Source organism: Micromonospora parathelypteridis (assembly GCF_014201145.1).
Lineage (GTDB): Bacteria > Actinomycetota > Actinomycetes > Mycobacteriales > Micromonosporaceae > Micromonospora > Micromonospora parathelypteridis.
The window spans coordinates 6,961,083-6,976,037 of the sequence record NZ_JACHDP010000001.1 but is presented as its reverse complement, the minus strand read 5'-3'; the positions used below and the strand labels follow the sequence as shown (position 1 = coordinate 6,976,037).

13 protein-coding genes and 1 riboswitch are annotated in these 14,955 nt (G+C 72.1%); of the genes, 7 read left to right on the top strand and 6 right to left on the bottom strand.

The genetic code is table 11. From position 1 onward, the window contains the following. Positions 1-18 precede the first annotated feature (18 nt). On the top strand, positions 19-1,269 hold the full coding sequence (locus HNR20_RS31670) for a beta-ketoacyl synthase N-terminal-like domain-containing protein (protein ID WP_184187675.1): 1,251 nt from the start codon (positions 19-21) through the stop codon (positions 1,267-1,269). Next, positions 1,266-1,589 carry an antibiotic biosynthesis monooxygenase family protein gene (locus HNR20_RS31665; protein ID WP_110566547.1) on the top strand — a complete coding sequence of 108 codons (324 nt, stop codon included), beginning with the start codon at positions 1,266-1,268 and terminating at the stop codon, positions 1,587-1,589. The genes HNR20_RS31670 and HNR20_RS31665 overlap by 4 nt, the downstream gene beginning before the upstream one ends. Before the next feature lie 91 nt (positions 1,590-1,680). Here the strand turns inward: HNR20_RS31665 and HNR20_RS31660 are convergent, their stop codons facing one another. Both HNR20_RS31660 and HNR20_RS31655 read right to left on the bottom strand, forming a co-directional pair. After that, positions 1,681-3,609 (bottom strand): S1 family peptidase, encoded by a 1,929-nt coding sequence (locus tag HNR20_RS31660; RefSeq protein WP_184187672.1) that lies wholly within the window; start codon positions 3,607-3,609, stop codon positions 1,681-1,683. Between the two features lie 131 nt (positions 3,610-3,740). Next, positions 3,741-4,676, bottom strand: coding sequence for a sialidase family protein (locus HNR20_RS31655; protein ID WP_184187669.1), 936 nt, complete (start codon positions 4,674-4,676; stop codon positions 3,741-3,743). A 475-nt stretch (positions 4,677-5,151) separates the two neighbouring features. On the opposite strand from HNR20_RS31655, the gene HNR20_RS31650 reads away from it, so the two are divergent. Both HNR20_RS31650 and HNR20_RS31645 read left to right on the top strand, forming a co-directional pair. Then, on the top strand, positions 5,152-6,249 hold the full coding sequence (locus HNR20_RS31650) for an alpha-hydroxy acid oxidase (RefSeq protein ID WP_184187666.1): 1,098 nt from the start codon (positions 5,152-5,154) through the stop codon (positions 6,247-6,249). A gap of 104 nt (positions 6,250-6,353) precedes the next feature. Next, positions 6,354-6,614: a hypothetical protein gene (locus HNR20_RS31645; RefSeq protein ID WP_110566555.1), complete on the top strand. Its 261-nt coding sequence runs from the start codon at positions 6,354-6,356 to the stop codon at positions 6,612-6,614. 115 nt (positions 6,615-6,729) lie between these two features. On the opposite strand, the gene HNR20_RS31640 is transcribed toward HNR20_RS31645, so the two are convergent. From HNR20_RS31640 to HNR20_RS31625, 4 genes are all read right to left on the bottom strand, one after another. Then, complete coding sequence (locus HNR20_RS31640) at positions 6,730-8,166, bottom strand: glycine hydroxymethyltransferase (protein WP_184187662.1); 1,437 nt, start codon at positions 8,164-8,166, stop codon at positions 6,730-6,732. Positions 8,167-8,185: 19 nt separating this feature from the next. Further along, positions 8,186-8,275, bottom strand: a riboswitch (ZMP/ZTP riboswitch). Between the two features lie 64 nt (positions 8,276-8,339). Next, on the bottom strand, positions 8,340-9,209 hold the full coding sequence (locus HNR20_RS31635; RefSeq protein WP_184187659.1) for an NAD(P)H-hydrate dehydratase: 870 nt from the start codon (positions 9,207-9,209) through the stop codon (positions 8,340-8,342). Next, positions 9,193-9,924, bottom strand: a complete 732-nt coding sequence (locus HNR20_RS31630; RefSeq protein WP_184187656.1) for a histidine phosphatase family protein — start codon at positions 9,922-9,924, stop codon at positions 9,193-9,195. Before HNR20_RS31630 ends, HNR20_RS31635 begins: the two co-directional genes overlap by 17 nt. Positions 9,925-9,968: 44 nt before the next feature. Beyond that, entirely contained in the window at positions 9,969-11,531 is a 1,563-nt protein-coding gene (locus HNR20_RS31625; RefSeq protein ID WP_184187653.1) for a glycosyltransferase family 39 protein, read from the bottom strand. Positions 11,532-11,670: 139 nt separating this feature from the next. Between HNR20_RS31625 and HNR20_RS31620 the strand changes: the two genes are divergently transcribed. From HNR20_RS31620 to HNR20_RS31610, 3 genes are read left to right on the top strand one after another with little or no spacing between them, the layout of a single operon-like run. Further along, a complete protein-coding gene (locus tag HNR20_RS31620) occupies positions 11,671-12,618 on the top strand; it encodes a glycosyltransferase family 2 protein (RefSeq protein WP_311736892.1) in 948 nt (315 codons plus the stop codon). A gap of 23 nt (positions 12,619-12,641) precedes the next feature. Further along, positions 12,642-13,616: an NAD-dependent epimerase/dehydratase family protein gene (locus tag HNR20_RS31615; protein ID WP_184187645.1), complete on the top strand. Its 975-nt coding sequence runs from the start codon at positions 12,642-12,644 to the stop codon at positions 13,614-13,616. A gap of 22 nt (positions 13,617-13,638) precedes the next feature. Further along, the gene (locus HNR20_RS31610) at positions 13,639-14,943 is read left to right on the top strand and encodes an acyltransferase family protein (protein WP_184187642.1); all 1,305 of its coding nucleotides are present in this window, start codon (positions 13,639-13,641) and stop codon (positions 14,941-14,943) included. The last annotated feature ends 12 nt before the right edge of the window (positions 14,944-14,955 follow it).

Genomic DNA, 14,955 nt, shown 5'->3' with positions numbered 1-14,955 from the left:
GCTCACGGTAGTGGCGGCGTGAGCGCCGCCCGGGCGGTGGTGACCGGTATCGGTGTGGTGGCGCCGAGCGGCATCGGCGCGGACGCGCACTGGCGTACGGTGCTGGCCGGGACCCGCCGGACCGGGCCGATCACGCTGTTCGACCCGTCCGGCTATCCGACCCGGTACGGCGGGGAGGTGCCCGGCTTCACCGCCGACTCCTACGCCGACAGTCGACAGTTGGTGCAGACCGACCGGTGGACGCACCTCGGGTTCGCCGCCACCCGGCTGGCGTTGGCCGACGCGGGCCTACCCGACCGGGCCCCCGACCCGTACGGCTACGCGGTGACGCTGGCCAGCTCGTCCGGGGGCAACCTGTTCGGCCAGCGGGAGCTGCAACGGCTCTGGGGTGGGTCGTCGCGGACGGTCGGGGCGTACCAGTCGATCGCCTGGTTCTACGCGGCCAGCGTCGGGCAGCTCTCCATTCACCACCAGTTCAAGGGGCCGAGCGGGGTGCTGGTCGCGGAGGCGGCCGGCGGGCTGGACAGCCTCGCCCACGCCGCTCGCGCGATACGCCGAGGCACACCGGTGGTGATCGCCGGGGCCACTGAGTGCCCGCTCAGCCCGTACGCGCTGGCGTGCCAGCTGCGCTCCGGGCTGCTCAGCGACGTCTCCGATCCGGAGCGGGCGTACCGGCCGTTCGACGCCTCGGCCAGCGGCTACCTGCCGGCCGAGGGGGGAGCGGTGTTCGTGGTGGAGGAGTTGGGGCACGCGTTGTCCCGGGGCGCCCGCGTCTACGGTGAGGTGAGCGGTTGGGGCTCCACCCACGACGCCGCGCACACCACGGCGGACAGCGCCGGTGACCCGGCCCAGTACGCGCGGGCGATGCGGCTGGCCCTGGACCGGGCCGGCGTCGCGGCGGCCGGGATCGACGTGGTGCTGCCCGACGCCCTCGGTGTGCGCCGCTACGACCGCAGCGAGGCCGAGGCGCTGCGCGCCGTCTTCGCCGACCGGCCACCTCCGGTGACCACGCAGAAGCCGCTGACCGGGCGGGCGTACCAGGGTGGGTCGGCGTTGGACGTGGCCACCGCGCTGCTCGCCTTCGCGCACGACACGCTGCCCGCCTCCGCCGGACCGGACGAGGTCGCCGAGGGGTGCGAGCTGGACTTCCTGCGCGAGCACCGCCAGCCGCGAAGCAGGCTCGCGCTGGTCTGCGCGCGGGGCTTCGACGGGTTCAACAGTGCGCTGGTCCTGCGCGGGGCGGTGCCGATGAGGGGAGAGACGCCATGAGCGATCAGCGAGCCCGGGTGGTGTTCCTGGTACGGGTGCCGGTGCCCCGCACCGAGCAGTTCCTCGCCGCGTACGAGGAGGTGCGGCACCTGGTCGCCGACGGCGTGCCGGGGCACGTGGTCGACCAGGTGTGCCGCTCGTCGACCGACCCGGAGCAGTGGTTGATCACCAGCGAGTGGGCGAGTCTGGCGGACTTCGAGGCCTGGGAGCGCACTCCGGAGCACCGGGACCTGGTGCGTCCGATGCGGGAGTGCTTCACCGACGCCCGTTCGCTGCGTTTCCACATCCACGCACAGACTCCGGCCTTCGCGGCGGGTTGAGCACGCTCGCCGGCGGCGGATCCGGTCCGAACGCCAGCGCCGCGGTCGCTCCTGACCCTGGTGGCCAGGAGCGACCGCGGTGGTGTGGTGTTCAGCTGCCGGCGACCGCCGGCTGGTTGAACCATCCGTGCAGGGTCACCACCAAGTGCACGGTGCCGCCGCTGAAGTTCACGATCCTGACCACGCCCGGCTGCCCGTTGTAGAAGCTGCCGTCATCCCGGCCGACCTTGGTCACCATCATTGTGGTCCGGGCATGGTGGCCCGCAGTGAAGTTCGACACCGACGGGTTCGTCATCAACGGTCCGTCCGGGGTGGAGGCGTACGGCCCGGCGTGCTCGACCGTGAGGACGCCACTCGCGGTCGGGCTGATCACCGTGATCGAGATGAGGGCGCCGTCCATCGCGTTCGGTGGAAGGCCGATGGCGGTGGCGAGGTTGACGGACAGTTCACCCTTCGCCTTGATGGGAGCCCCACCGTTGGCCCGCGTGTCCAGGACCTGGGTGGCCGGCGTGAGACGTAGATCCGCACCCATGGTCGGGGATGCCGCGACGTAACCCTGCAGGGTCAGCACCAGGTGCACGGCCGGGCCACGATTCACGAAGGTGACCTGGTTGGTCGAGGAGAGCTTGACGGCGACACCCTGTGCGGTGACTCCGCTGGCGTAGTCCAGCACGCTGCTCGGGTCGGCCGTGCCGCCCGTCGGGGACGCGGTGAGGTAGCCGCCACCTGTCGCACCGACGACGACCGCCTCGAGTAGCACGTTGCTGGTGCCGGCCGGGATGCCGTCGTCCTCGGCCAGCGTGAACGTGCGGCTGCCGTTGGTGGGAATCGTGCCGGTGGTGGTGCCGGTGCCGTTGCGGGTGTCGACCACGCGGCGGTGTTCCACCGCGACGAGACCGCCGCCGCCGCTGTTCGTGAAGTAGCCGTGGACGTCGATGCGGACGTGCATGCTGCCGCCCTGGTTGTACACGGAGATCGTGCCGTTGGACCCCACCTTGACCACCTGCGTGGTGGAGATCGTCTCACCGGTGGAGGCATTGATCGAGGCCGTGACCGGCCGGGTCGAGCCGCCCGGGTAGACAATCATGTAGGAGTTCTGGGTGGGGTTGATCGCCGTCACGTCCACCAGAACAGCGGTGACACCGGTGGTGGGGACACCCGTAACCCCGAGCGCCTGGACAGTGGTCGTGCTGCCACCGGTGCGTAGGCCCGCGGGGGCGCCGACGCCGCTGCGAGTGTCCAGCAGAGCGCCGCCGGAGGCCAGCGCGACGTAGCTGTTGCGCGTGCTCTGGGCGATCCAGCCGCCGAGGTCGTCGACCCGGACCTCGGTGGCGGTACGGCGGGTCTCGGACTCGGCGAGACAGCCGCCCTGCCAGGAGCGGTCGTGCAGGGCGACAAGTTGCGGCGCGCCCGAACCGGCCCGCACCAGCGGACCGCCGGCATCACCCTTGCAGAGGGTGGTGGCGTTGTCGGTGCCGTCGATGGTCAGGGTCTGGCCGGCGACGGCGGTGACAGCGAACGCGCCCGCGTGCAGCTTGTTGGGAACCCATTCGGTGGCGGTACGGCCGAAGCCGGCGGCCATGAGCTGCTCACCCACGGTCGCGGCGGCTCCGAGCGCGATCGGCGTGACACCGCTGGCCGGCCGATCGAGCTGTGCGAGCACCACGTTGCGGGAGGGGTGCGGCACCAGCGAGGTGACACTCAGAACATGGCCGGCCGTGGAGGTCAGGTCCGTGCGGCCGACCGTGACGGTCGTCGGGCGGGTCGGCGGGCCGGCCACGACGGGCTGACCTTCGCTGGTGAGACAACTGGTGGTCGTGATCACCCAGGTGGGGTCGACCAGGGCCGCGGAACAGGCCCCGAGGTCGCTCTGGATTTTGGCGGTGAACAGGTAGGTGCCCGCAGGCACCGGGCTGACCCCGCTCACCGCCTGCGCGGTGGCGCTGATGATCGTGCTCGCCGCGACGACGACGGCGACGAACGCCGAACCCTTCGCCAGGCGACTACGGGTTGTACGCATGCTTCTCTTTCCTGTCAGCCTTGTGCTGGCAGGCCCCCCGTGAGGTCGCGGAGACCGCCCCGTCGGGACGACGATAGCGGCTGGCGTCGCCGGCCGTGGTCCCCTCGATTGTCCGTGGTGGACGGTGCCGATCAGGCGGTCAGCCGGACCTCGGCGAGATAGACGCACGTCCGCTCCTCGTGGGAGGAGTAGTAGCTGACCCAGAGCAGATCGTCGTGCCAGACCAGCCCCGGATAGCTGGTGTCACCGCCGGAGGGCAACGCGACCAGTTCGGTCAGCTCGCCACGCTCCGGGTCGACCGCGCAGATCGCGGTGCGGACGACACCGTCGAGCAGGCGTACCCCGGCCAGCAGGCCTCCGTCGGGCAGCCGGAGCAGCGCCGGCCCGCCCACCTGGACGCCCAGGTCGGTCCACCGCCACTCCCGGTACGGCGGCCGGGCCAGGCCGAGCTGCGCGCTGGCGTTGTCACCGTCGCGCCGCAGCAGGCAGAAGGCCGTGCCGTCCGGGTCGAAGACCAGCCCCGACTCGTTGGGGTAGCCGCCCTCGAACAGCGTCGGCACCCACGGCTCCAGGTCGGTGCCGTCCACGCTGCGGTAGAGCCGGGCGAACCGCGGCTCACGGGTGGCGTAGCCGACGCCGTACATCACGTCGTCGTGCCACGCGGCCCTCCACACCCAGACACCCGGTTCACCGACACCGATCGGGTCGCCCCAGGTGTGCCCGTCGTCGGAGAGCCAGGCCACCGTGTCGAAGGTCCGGGGGCTCCCGCTGCTCGCCGCCGCCAGCAGTTGCAGGCGCCCGTCGGGCCGCGGAACGAACCGAGGGTCGCGCAGGTCGGCACCGGCCTGGCGGATCGTCGTCGCCGAGGTCCACGAGCGCCCGTCGGCCGAGGTCAGCACCCGGATGACACCGTCGTCGGAGAGGTGGGTCCGCGCCTCGCGGAAGGCGCAGAACCAGGTGCCGGCGTACCGGACGAGGTCGGTGAACGCGCTGTGCGGCGCGCTGTCGCCGATCCGCCGCACGGCGGTGACCTCGGCGGTGCGGCGACGGGTGGGTGACGACGTCATGCGCGGCGGCCTCCTGGGCACGGAAGGAGCAGAGCGTGGCGTACGCCGCCGGGGTGCTCCCGCGGCCGACGCCGGCCGTCCTCGGGCCGACGTGGTCCGGCGCGGCCACGGCGGCCGAGGCTAGCCGGCCCGGCCGACGTCCGCCCGGCCATCAGGCGAACGGGCGGCGAACGAGCAACTCGCCGAGCACGTGCCGGGCCTCGGCAGCCCGGGCCGGATCTCGGTTATCCACAGTGGTGGACAGTGGGCCGCCCCGCCAGGCGGTCGTTGGCGCCGGGTATGTCGGGGAGGGGCTGCGCACTCATCCGTCCGAGCCTGGGGGGACCGCCCGACGTCCCGCAATCGAATTCGCGCCGCTTGATCACCCCGATTGACGCTCATCGTCGGCGGAGCTAGGTTTCTAAACCATCGTCGGCGTGGAGACCGCCAGCAGACGGCCCGAGGGCGGGCACGGGGGTGCGAGGTGGTTGAGCCGATGCTGACCGACCGACCGGTGCTGACCGACCGCCCGGCGGTGTCGCTCGACGACTACACCGAGCGGGCCCGGGCGGTGCTGCCGCCGGACGTGTGGGACTACGTCGCCGGCGGCAGCGCGGCCGAGGTGACCCTGGCTGCCAACCGTCGCGGGCTGGACCGGGTCGCCGTGCTGCCCCGGGTGCTGCGCGGGGTGGGCGCCGCCGACCTCCGCACCCGGCTGCTCGGCCGCCCGTACGCCATGCCGGTCGGGGTGGCGCCCATGGCGTACCAGCGACTCCTGCACCCGGACGGGGAGTTGGCCCTCGCGGCGGCGGCCGGCGCGGCCGGCGTGCCCTACGTGGCCAGCACGTTGGCCAGCACACCGATCGAACAGATCGCCGGTGCGGGCGCGGAGATCTGGTTCCAGCTCTACTGGCTGCGTGAACGTGCCATGGTCCGTGATCTGCTGGACCGGGTCGTCGCGGCGGGTTGCCGGGCATTGATGCTCACCGTGGACGTCCCGGTGCTCGGCCGGCACCCCCGGGACCTTCGCAACGCGTTCCGGCTGCCGGCCGACGTGGTCGCCGCGAACCTGCCGGACGGCCGCGCCGCCCTGGCGCACGCCGGCGCACCGGGAGTGGCCGCGGTCGCCGCGTCGTTCGCGCCGGCGCTGCGCTGGGCGGACCTCGCCTGGCTACGGGAGCAGGTCGACCTGCCGCTCGTGGTCAAGGGCGTGCTGGACCCCCGTGACGCGGTCGAGGCGGTACGGGTCGGCGCGGACGCGGTGGTCGTCTCCAACCACGGCGGCCGGCAGCTCGACGGGGCGCCGGCCAGCATCACCATGCTGCCGGAGGTGCTCGACGCGGTCGGCGACCGGTGCCAGGTGCTGGTGGACAGCGGCATCCGGAGCGGCACCGACGTGCTGCGGGCGCTCGCGCTGGGAGCCTCCGGGGTCCTGATCGGCAGGCCGCTGCTCTGGGCGCTGGCCGTCGGTGGCCAGCCGGCCGCCCGGGACGCGCTGGCCCTGCTCGCCGCGGAGCTGACCGACGCGTTGACCCTGGCCGGTTGCCCCGACCCGGCGGCGGCGGGGGAACTGCGCACGGTCGAGGTGCGCTGAGCGCGACCGTCCCCGATCGGCACCACCCGTCGGTTGACACATCGCGTTCACCGGATGGCAAAGCGCGACGGCCCGCGTACCGCCGTCCTGGGTGGACGGTCATAATGGGCCGCATGGTTGCCTGGGAGTACGCCCTGCTCGTCCGCCGCTATCAGGGACAGGGCCGCAATTTCCATGTCTCGTTCGTCTGGTACGCCCCGGACGGGTCACGCAAGGACATCACCGCCTTCGGTGACACCGCCATCGCGCACCTCAACCGCGCTGGCCGGGAGGGGTGGGAGCTGGTTTCCGCCGCCGAAGACGTGAACAACGTCCAAGGCAGCACCGAAGTTCACCGTTACCACCTCAAGCGCCCGCTGGCCTGAGATTCGGCGTGGCCGCGCAGTTACTTGGAAGAGCGATATACCGCTGAGTCGCATTTATGACTCAGCGGTATATCGCTCATTCACGCGACCGTCACCGATCCGTCCGAACGAGCTGTCAGGCCAGATCGATGGCCGGGTAGAGCGGGTGCGGGGCCAGCAGATCGGTGGCCTGGCGGGCGATCTTGTCGGCCAGGTCGGGGTCGAGGTTGTACTTGGCCTTCGAGGCGGTGCCGTCGGCGTTCGCGCCAGCGGTGGTCTGGGTCAGCACGGTGTGGATCAGCTCCGCGGTCTGGTCCATCTCGGCGGTGCCCAGGCCGCGGGTGGTCAGTGCCGGGGTGCCGATCCGGATGCCGGACGTGTACCAGGCCCCGTTCGGGTCCTGCGGGACCGAGTTGCGGTTGGTGACGATGCCCGAGTCGAGCAGCGCCTGCTCGGCCTGCCGGCCGGTGAGCCCGTAGCCGGACACGTCGATCAGCACCAGGTGGTTGTCGGTGCCGCCGGTGACCAGCTTCGCGCCCCGGCGCAGCAGCCCCTCGGCGAGGGCCTGCGCGTTGTCCACGATCCGCTGGGCGTAGTCGGCGAAGTCGGGGCGGCGGGCCTCCGCGAGGGCGACCGCCTTGGCGGCCATCACGTGCGGCAGCGGACCACCGAGCACCATCGGGCAGCCCCGGTCCACCTGGTCGGCCAGCTCCGGCTGGCAGAGCACCATGCCGCCGCGCGGGCCGCGCAACGACTTGTGGGTGGTCGTGGTGACGATGTGCGCGTGCGGCACCGGGTCGAAGTCGCCGGTGAACACCTTGCCCGCCACCAGGCCGGCGAAGTGCGCCATGTCGACCATGAAGGTGGCGCCGACCGAGTCGGCGATCTCCCGCAGGATCCGGAAGTTCACCTTCCGGGGGTACGCCGAGTAGCCGCCGACCAGGATCAGCGGCTTGAACTCGCGGGCCGCCTCGGCCACCCGGTCGTAGTCGATCAGGCCGGTCGCCGGGTCGGTGCCGTAGCTGCGCTGGTCGAACATCTTGCCGGAGATGTTCGGCCGGAAGCCGTGGGTGAGGTGGCCGCCGGCGTCCAGCGACATGCCGAGCATCCGCTGGTTGCCCAGCTCCCGGCGCAGGGCGAACCAGTCGGCCTCGGTGAGATCGTTGACCTGGCGGACCTGCGCCTTCTTCAGCGCGGGGGACTCCACCCGGTCGGCCAGCACCGCCCAGAACGCGACCAGGTTGGCGTCGATACCCGAGTGCGGCTGCACGTACGCGTGCGCGGCGCCGAACAGCTCCCGGGCGTGCTCGGCGGCGAGCGCCTCGACGGTGTCGACGTTCTGGCAGCCGGCGTAGAAGCGGCGCCCCACGGTGCCCTCGGCGTACTTGTCACTGAACCAGTTGCCCATGGCCAGGAGCGTCGCCGGGGAGGCGTAGTTCTCGCTGGCGATGAGCTTGAGCGACTCCCGCTGGTCGGTCAGCTCGGCGCCGATGGCGTCGGCCACCCGCGGCTCGACAGCGCGGATCACCTCAAGGGCGCTCCGGAATGCGGTGGACTCGGCGTTGCGCGACATACGACCTCCAACAGACGTGCGGGAAGGCCCAGGCGCTCGGCAAACGTCCTCGTGACGGGGCCGCTCCCCGATGGTTGTCCATCCCCACGCGCCAGTAACGGCCCGGTCCGATCCTACCGGGGGAGGGGACCACCGCCCCGGCCGGCCTCCGTGGGCGACACGCCGGTGTTCGGTCAGACGGTGGCCAGCGTTCCCGGGATCTCGTCGAGCAGCTCCCGGGCGAGGAAGCCGATCCGCCCGTACCGGGGGATCAGCCGCTGGCCGCTCACCGCGTGCGCGAACGAGCCCCAGCAGGCGGCCTGCGCCGGGTCCGCGCCGCGGGACAGCAGCCCCGCCAGCAACCCGGCGAGCACGTCCCCGCTGCCGGAGGTGCCCAGCCCCGCGTCACCGCTCTCCTCGCGCCAACCACGGCCGTCCGGGGCGGCCACGTGCCCGTAGAGCGAGACGACCGCCTCGTACCGGGTGGCCAGCTCGGCCGCCTCGGCGTCCAGGTCGTCGCCCGGGTCCCGCCCGAGCAGGTGCCCGGCCTCGGTGACGTTCGGGGTGAGCACCACGGGCCGGCCCGAGCCGACCAGCAGGTCCGGCGCGTGGCTGAGCGCACCGAGGGCGTACGCGTCGAGGACCAGCGACGTCTGCGGCCGGGCGGCGTCCAGGACCAGGCTCAGTAGCCGGTTGGTCTCGTCGATCGCCTTCAACCCCGGCCCGACAGCCACCACGTCGGCCTGAGCGACCAGCTCGCCGAGCTGGCCCTCCCGGTCGGCGGCGACCGCGCCGTCGGGGGTCTCCGGCAGCCCGACCACCAGCGCCTCGGGCACCTGGATGCTGAGCGTGGCGGCGGTGGACTCGGCGGCGGCGAGCTGGAGCACCCCGGCGCCGGCGCGCAGCGCGGCCACCCCGGCGAGCAGCACCGCGCCGGGGGTGAAGCGTGACCCACCGACCACCAGCACGGTGCCCCGGCTCTGCTTGCCACCGACCGGCACCGGTAGCGCCCAGTCCCGTAGCAGCCCCGGCGTGATCACCTTCACCTCAGACCGGTTCGGCATTGACCTCGTCCTCCCTGGTCGGCTGGGCGCCCTGCCGGTGCAGGTGGCCGACCTCGTTGAATCCGCCCAGGAGCAGTCGATCCTGGGCGTCGGCGGACCAGTCGGTGATCGAGCAGTTGGCGATGACGTGCTCGCGGGTCAGCGCCATCAGGTCCGTCTCGGTCAACCCCTCCACCAGGTAACGCAGCAGAAAGACCAGCGCGTCGTGGCCGAAGAGCAGAACCCGCCGGCCCTCGTGGTCCCGGCGCAGGTCGCCGAGGAGTGTCCGCAGCCGCAGCGCCACGTCGGTCCAGGACTCCCCGCCCGGCGGCCGGTAGTAGAACTTGCCGAGCCGGGCTCGGCGCTCGGCCTCGTCGGGATACCGGCGGCGCACCCCGTGCCCGGTCAAGCCGTCGAGGATGCCCAACTCCCGGTCGCGTAGCCGCTCGTCCCGGCTCACCGGCACGCCGGTGCCGTGCAGCGCCAACTCGGCGGTGCAGACCGCCCGCAGGTACGGCGACACCACCGCCACGTCCGGCCGGCGGTCCGGGGGCAGCCCGGTCAGCCAACGGCCGGTGGCCCGGGCCTGCTCCTCGCCGGTGGGGGAGAGCGGCACGTCGGCATCGCGGTGACTGAGCCCGATCAGCTCCTCGCCGGACGCCTCGGCGTGTGTCGCCGCCACGTTCGCGGTGCTCTCACCGTGCCGAATGATCCAGAGCGTCGCCAGTTCCGCCATGCCGATCCCCCTACCCGGGCACCGTCGGCGGTAACCGCGCGCGCTCAGCCGCGCCGTTGCAGCAGGGCGACGGTGATCCCGGTCGCGTGGGTCACCCGAACCACCTCGTAGCGCTCGGTCAGCACGGTGGCCTGCTTCTTCGGTAGCCCCGTCAGCGGCGCGTCGGTGACCGTCGGCAGCAGCACCCAGATGCGCGGCTCGTCCCGCAGACAGCTCGCCGGGTCGGCACACGCCGCCCCGAACAGCTCGTTGCGCTGTGCCGCGGACCGCTGCTCGAAGACGTTGCGCGGCGCGACGTCCGCCGGGAGGTAGTAGCGCACCCCGGGCTCGTGCATCCACCACCAGGGGCCGCCCGCCACGAGGCCGTCACCGGGCTGGTAGTCGGCCTCGATGATCCGTGCCGCCTCGGAGTAGGACAGCGGCTTGAACGCCCGTGCCTGCGGATAGGTGTACCAGCCGTGCGAGTACTCCCCCCGCAGCGCGAGCTGACCGGGCACGGACAGCGCGGCGACGACCACGAGTGCCACCGCCACCAGCGGGGCGCGGCGCAGCACGGCGATCCCCGCGCCGGCGAGCACGGCCCAGGCCGGCAGCAGGAACAGCAGGTACTTGGAGAAGAAGTAGTTGATGTCGCCGGTCGAGGCCAGCAGGATCACCGGCACCGGCAGCACGGCGACCAGCGCCGCGCTCACCGACCGGGCGAGGACGTCGCGGCGCAGGTGGGTCAGCACACCCACCGCGGCCAGCGCGGTCACCGCGACGGCGAGCAGCGTCGAGCCGTACGCCTGCTCCCAGACCGTCCAGGGCGGGCTGTCCGGGATCCAGCTGACCTGCCGCCCGGCCTGCCTCATGCCCCGCAGGATCACCGGCGCGGCGATCGCCACCCCACCGGCGGCACCGAGCGCGAACCAGGCCAGCGACCACCAGCGGCGCTCCCGCCAGCAGTGGATCAGGACGGCCGTCCCGTGCCCGAGCAGCAGGGTCAGCGCCACCACGTTCACCAGGCCGATGCCGGCCACCGCGAGCGCGTACGCCGCCCAGCGCCACCACCCCGGCCGCTCCAGCGCGCGGAGCAGGAACAGGGTGGCCGCCGCCGCGGCGAGGACGACGAAGGCGTACGAACGGGTCTCCTGCCCGAAGCGGGTGACCGTGGGCACCAGGGCGAAGACGAACCCGGCGGCGACACCCGCCCGGTGGTCGAAGAGCCGCCGCGCCGCCAGCGCCACGCAGGCGGTGGCCAGGATCATGGCCAGCGCCGACGGCAGTCGCACCGCGGCGGGGCCGGTGCCGAACAGCGTCGTCCAGCCGTGCATGAACAGGTAGTAGGCCCCGTGCACGGCGTCGACGTTCGCCAGCATGCCCCGGATCTGCCGGGTGGAGCGGGTCGCCACGTCGACGGTGACCAGCTCGTCGTGCCACATCTCCGGGCTGCCGAGGCGCCACCCGACGGCGAGTGCGGCGAACGCCGTCGGCCAGAACCAGACGCTGAGCGCCAGCCGCCGGGGGAGGGCGACCAGCTGACGGCTCGGCCCGGTGACGGGCCGGGGCGGACTCCCCGCGTCGATCTGCGCGGGATGCGCGTCTGTGGCGACGGCGCGGTCTGACATTGGCGTCCGATCCGGGGGCGGGGGGTTACGGGCGCGACGATGATAGCGCCCGCCGAGGTCGGCGTCGGACCGTCATCGGCGCGGTGGAGTGGACACCCGGCCGGTTCGGCGATGGTCGATCGCCGGGGCGAGCCTGATAATGTGGCCCGCGCCTGTCGAGCTACTTCCACCACGCACAGTTAGGCCTGCCGACCCCATGATTGTCGACATAATGCTGCCGTACTACGGAAGCGTGCCCCTCATGCAGGCGGCAGTGCGCAGCGTGATGGCGCAGAGTGACCCTGGCTGGCGCCTCACCGTGGTCGACGACGGCACCGCGCCGGGGGTGCCGGAGTGGTTCGCGGGCATCGACGACGAGCGGGTCAGCTACCAGCGCAACGAGCGCAATCTGGGGATCACCGCCAACTACCGCAAGTGTGTCGGTCTCGCCGAGCACGAATACCTGGTGATGATGGGCACGGACGACATCATGCACCCCAACTACGTCGCCACCGTGCGATCGGTGATCGAGCAGTACCCGGGCGTCGGCATGGTCCAGCCGGGGGTCGAGGTCATCGACGCCGACGGCACGGTGGTCAACACGATCGTCGACGAGGCCAAGCGGCGGCTCTACGCCCCCCGGATCGACTCCCGCGAGCTGATGGGAGGCGAGGACCTGGCGGCCAGCCTGCTGCGCGGCTGCTGGTTCTACTTCCCGTCGATCTGCTGGCGCACGGACGCGCTCAAGGCCGTCGACTTCCGCGACGAGTTCCAGGTCATCCAGGATCTGGCGCTGGTCATCGACCTGATCCAGCGCGGTGAGCAGATGGCGGTCGACAACACCCTCTGCTTCCAGTACCGGCGGCACGCGGTCAGCAAGTCCGCCGCCGACGCGGTCAACGGCTCCCGGTTCACCGAGGCGCGGGCGTACTTCGTCGATGTCGCCCGGCGCATGGACGAGCAGGGCTGGCCCCGGGCGGCCCGGGCGGCCCGTCGCTACACCTCGTCCCGGCTGCACGCCATCACCATGCTGCCGACGGCGGTGCTCTCGGGCAAGATGGCCGGCGTACGGAGCCTGTCCCGGCACGCGTTCGGGCCGGGCCGATGAACGACGACAGCCAGGGAGACGCCATGACCGTCACACCACGACGCCCGACGGAGGACGCAGGACAGGCGCTGCGGGTGGTGGTGCTCGGCGGCACAGGATTCCTCGGCCGCCCCATCTGCCGCGCGCTGGCCGACCACGGCCACACCGTGGTCGCCGTCGCGCGCAACCCGAAGGCCATCGGCCCGGGCGTCGTGGTCCGCGCGCTGGACCTGGCCGCCGCCGACGTCGACGAGATCACCGCGGTGCTGCGTGACCTCGACCCGGACGTGGTGATCAACGCGGCGGGCGGGATGTGGGGGCTGAGCGAGGCGCAGATGCTCGCGGTCAACGTCACCCTGGTCGAGCGGCTCACGGAGGCCGTGGGCCGCCTGCCCCGGCGGGCCCGCGTGGTCCAGATCGGCAGTGTGCACGAGTACGGGCTGGTCCCGGTCGACACCTCGATGTCCGAGCAGATGACCCCCGCGCCGGTGATGCCGTACGGCGAGTTCAAGTTGCGCTGCACCGCGGCGATCATCGAGGCGGACCGGCAGGGCCGGATCGAGGGCGTCACGCTGCGGGTCGGCAACGTCATCGGCGCCGGCCAGCCCGGGCACAGCCTGCTCGGGGTGGTCGCGGGCCGGCTGCGCGAAGCCCAGCGGTCCGGTGAGCGGGCACGGCTGGAGCTGGCGCCGCTCGGTTCCCGACGCGATTTCATCGGCATCAGTGACGTGGTCGCCGCCGTGCTGCTGGCCGTGACCCGCCCCAACGCCGCCGGCCGCGTGATCAACATCGGTCGGGGGGTGGCATCCAGCGCGCGTGATATGGTCCGACTCCTCATCGACGTGAGCGAGGTGCCGACCGACCTCGTCGAGGCCGAGCACACCGGCCCCGCCGAGACCAACTGGCAGCGGCTCGACGTCGGGCTGGCCGCCGAGGTGCTCGGTTGGTCGCCGAGCGATGATCTACACACCGAGATGAAGCAGTTGTGGGAGCACGCCGGCGCCGAGGTGCCCGCCTGATGGTCGAGAGGTTCCTGACCGCATGACTACCCCCGCCCTCGTCAGGTCCCGTGGCACGCTTGCCGACCTGCTCTCCGGCCGCAGCAACGGCATCGGACTGATCCGGCTCCTGCTCGCCGTCGGCGTCGTGCTGTCGCACTCCAAGCCGCTCGGCTTCGGTGCCCACGACCTCGGCTATTACCTGACCGGTCGGCAGACCAACGTCGGCACCATGGCCGTCTACGGCTTCTTCGTGCTCTCCGGCCTGCTGATCACCCGCAGTGCGCGGCGTACCGGTCTGATCCGCTACGCCTGGCACCGGGCCCTGCGCATCTTCCCCGGTCTCTGGGTCTGTCTGCTGATCAGCGCGCTGGTGATCGCCCCCCTGGTCGCGCTGCGCGAGCACGGCACCGTCGCCGGCTTCTTCGACAATCCCTGGGACCGGGGCGGCCCGCTGGCCTACCTGCAGGCCAACTGGTGGACCGGCGTCCGTCAGTACGGCGTCCGGGACCTGTTCGTGGAGACCACCCCGTGGGGTGAGAAGGTCAACTACAGCGTCTTCAACGGCGCCCTGTGGTCGCTCAAGTACGAGATGTTCTGCTACGTCGTGGTGGGCGTGCTGGCAGTGACCGCGGTGCTGCGCAACGCCCGCCGGTTCGTGCTGTTCCTGACCGCCGCGCTCTACCTGAGCATCCTGCACGACTGGGTGACCTCCGGGCACTTCAGCGGCCCGGCGTCGACGGCGAGCTGGAGCTTCAACTCGCCCCTGGTCGGCGGGATGTCCTTCTACTACATCGTCTACCTGGGCTTCCTCTTCGCCGCCGGCGCGACCATGGACCTCTACCGGGAGCGGGTGCCGATCAACGACGCGCTGGGCATCGGCTCGGCGGTGGCGCTCGGGTTGTCGCTGCTCTTCGGTGGCTTCTTCGCCATCGGGCTGCCCGCGTTCGCGTACCTGCTGGTCTGGCTGTCGGTGCGGATGCCGCGTCAGCTGCACTTCGTGGGTCGCAAGAACGACTACTCGTACGGCATCTACATCTACGGCTTCGTCTTCCAACAGGTGATGACGAGCCTGGGCTGGAGCCGCTGGGGGTACGTGCCGTTCGCGGCGATGTCGGTCGCGGTCGCCTTCGCCGCCGCCTTCCTCTCCTGGAAGCTGGTCGAGCGGCCGGCGCTGCGGTTGAAGGACTGGACGCCGGGCTTCGTGGCCCGCCGGTCGTCGCAGCGGGTGCCGGTCGAGCAGCAGACCGCGGTGGCCGAGGAACCACCCGGGACACCGCCGGCGCAGGTCGGTGGTCCGACGCAGGAGTTGCCGCAGCAGCCCGCCACGCTGGTTTCCGGCCGGTAGCCTCCGGACCGC

Bases quoted from the DNA above. Each gene is read 5' to 3' on its own strand.
- HNR20_RS31665 (WP_110566547.1), top strand. From the start codon at position 1,266: ATGAGCGATCAGCGAGCCCGGGTGGTGTTCCTGGTACGGGTGCCGGTG.
- HNR20_RS31660 (WP_184187672.1), bottom strand. From the start codon at position 3,609: ATGCGTACAACCCGTAGTCGCCTGGCGAAGGGTTCGGCGTTCGTCGCC.
- HNR20_RS31655 (WP_184187669.1), bottom strand. From the start codon at position 4,676: ATGACGTCGTCACCCACCCGTCGCCGCACCGCCGAGGTCACCGCCGTG.
- HNR20_RS31650 (WP_184187666.1), top strand. From the start codon at position 5,152: ATGCTGACCGACCGACCGGTGCTGACCGACCGCCCGGCGGTGTCGCTC.
- HNR20_RS31645 (WP_110566555.1), top strand. From the start codon at position 6,354: ATGGGCCGCATGGTTGCCTGGGAGTACGCCCTGCTCGTCCGCCGCTAT.
- HNR20_RS31640 (WP_184187662.1), bottom strand. From the start codon at position 8,166: ATGTCGCGCAACGCCGAGTCCACCGCATTCCGGAGCGCCCTTGAGGTG.
- HNR20_RS31635 (WP_184187659.1), bottom strand. From the start codon at position 9,209: ATGCCGAACCGGTCTGAGGTGAAGGTGATCACGCCGGGGCTGCTACGG.
- HNR20_RS31630 (WP_184187656.1), bottom strand. From the start codon at position 9,924: ATGGCGGAACTGGCGACGCTCTGGATCATTCGGCACGGTGAGAGCACC.
- HNR20_RS31625 (WP_184187653.1), bottom strand. From the start codon at position 11,531: ATGTCAGACCGCGCCGTCGCCACAGACGCGCATCCCGCGCAGATCGAC.
- HNR20_RS31620 (WP_311736892.1), top strand. From the start codon at position 11,671: ATGTGGCCCGCGCCTGTCGAGCTACTTCCACCACGCACAGTTAGGCCT.
- HNR20_RS31615 (WP_184187645.1), top strand. From the start codon at position 12,642: ATGACCGTCACACCACGACGCCCGACGGAGGACGCAGGACAGGCGCTG.
- HNR20_RS31610 (WP_184187642.1), top strand. From the start codon at position 13,639: ATGACTACCCCCGCCCTCGTCAGGTCCCGTGGCACGCTTGCCGACCTG.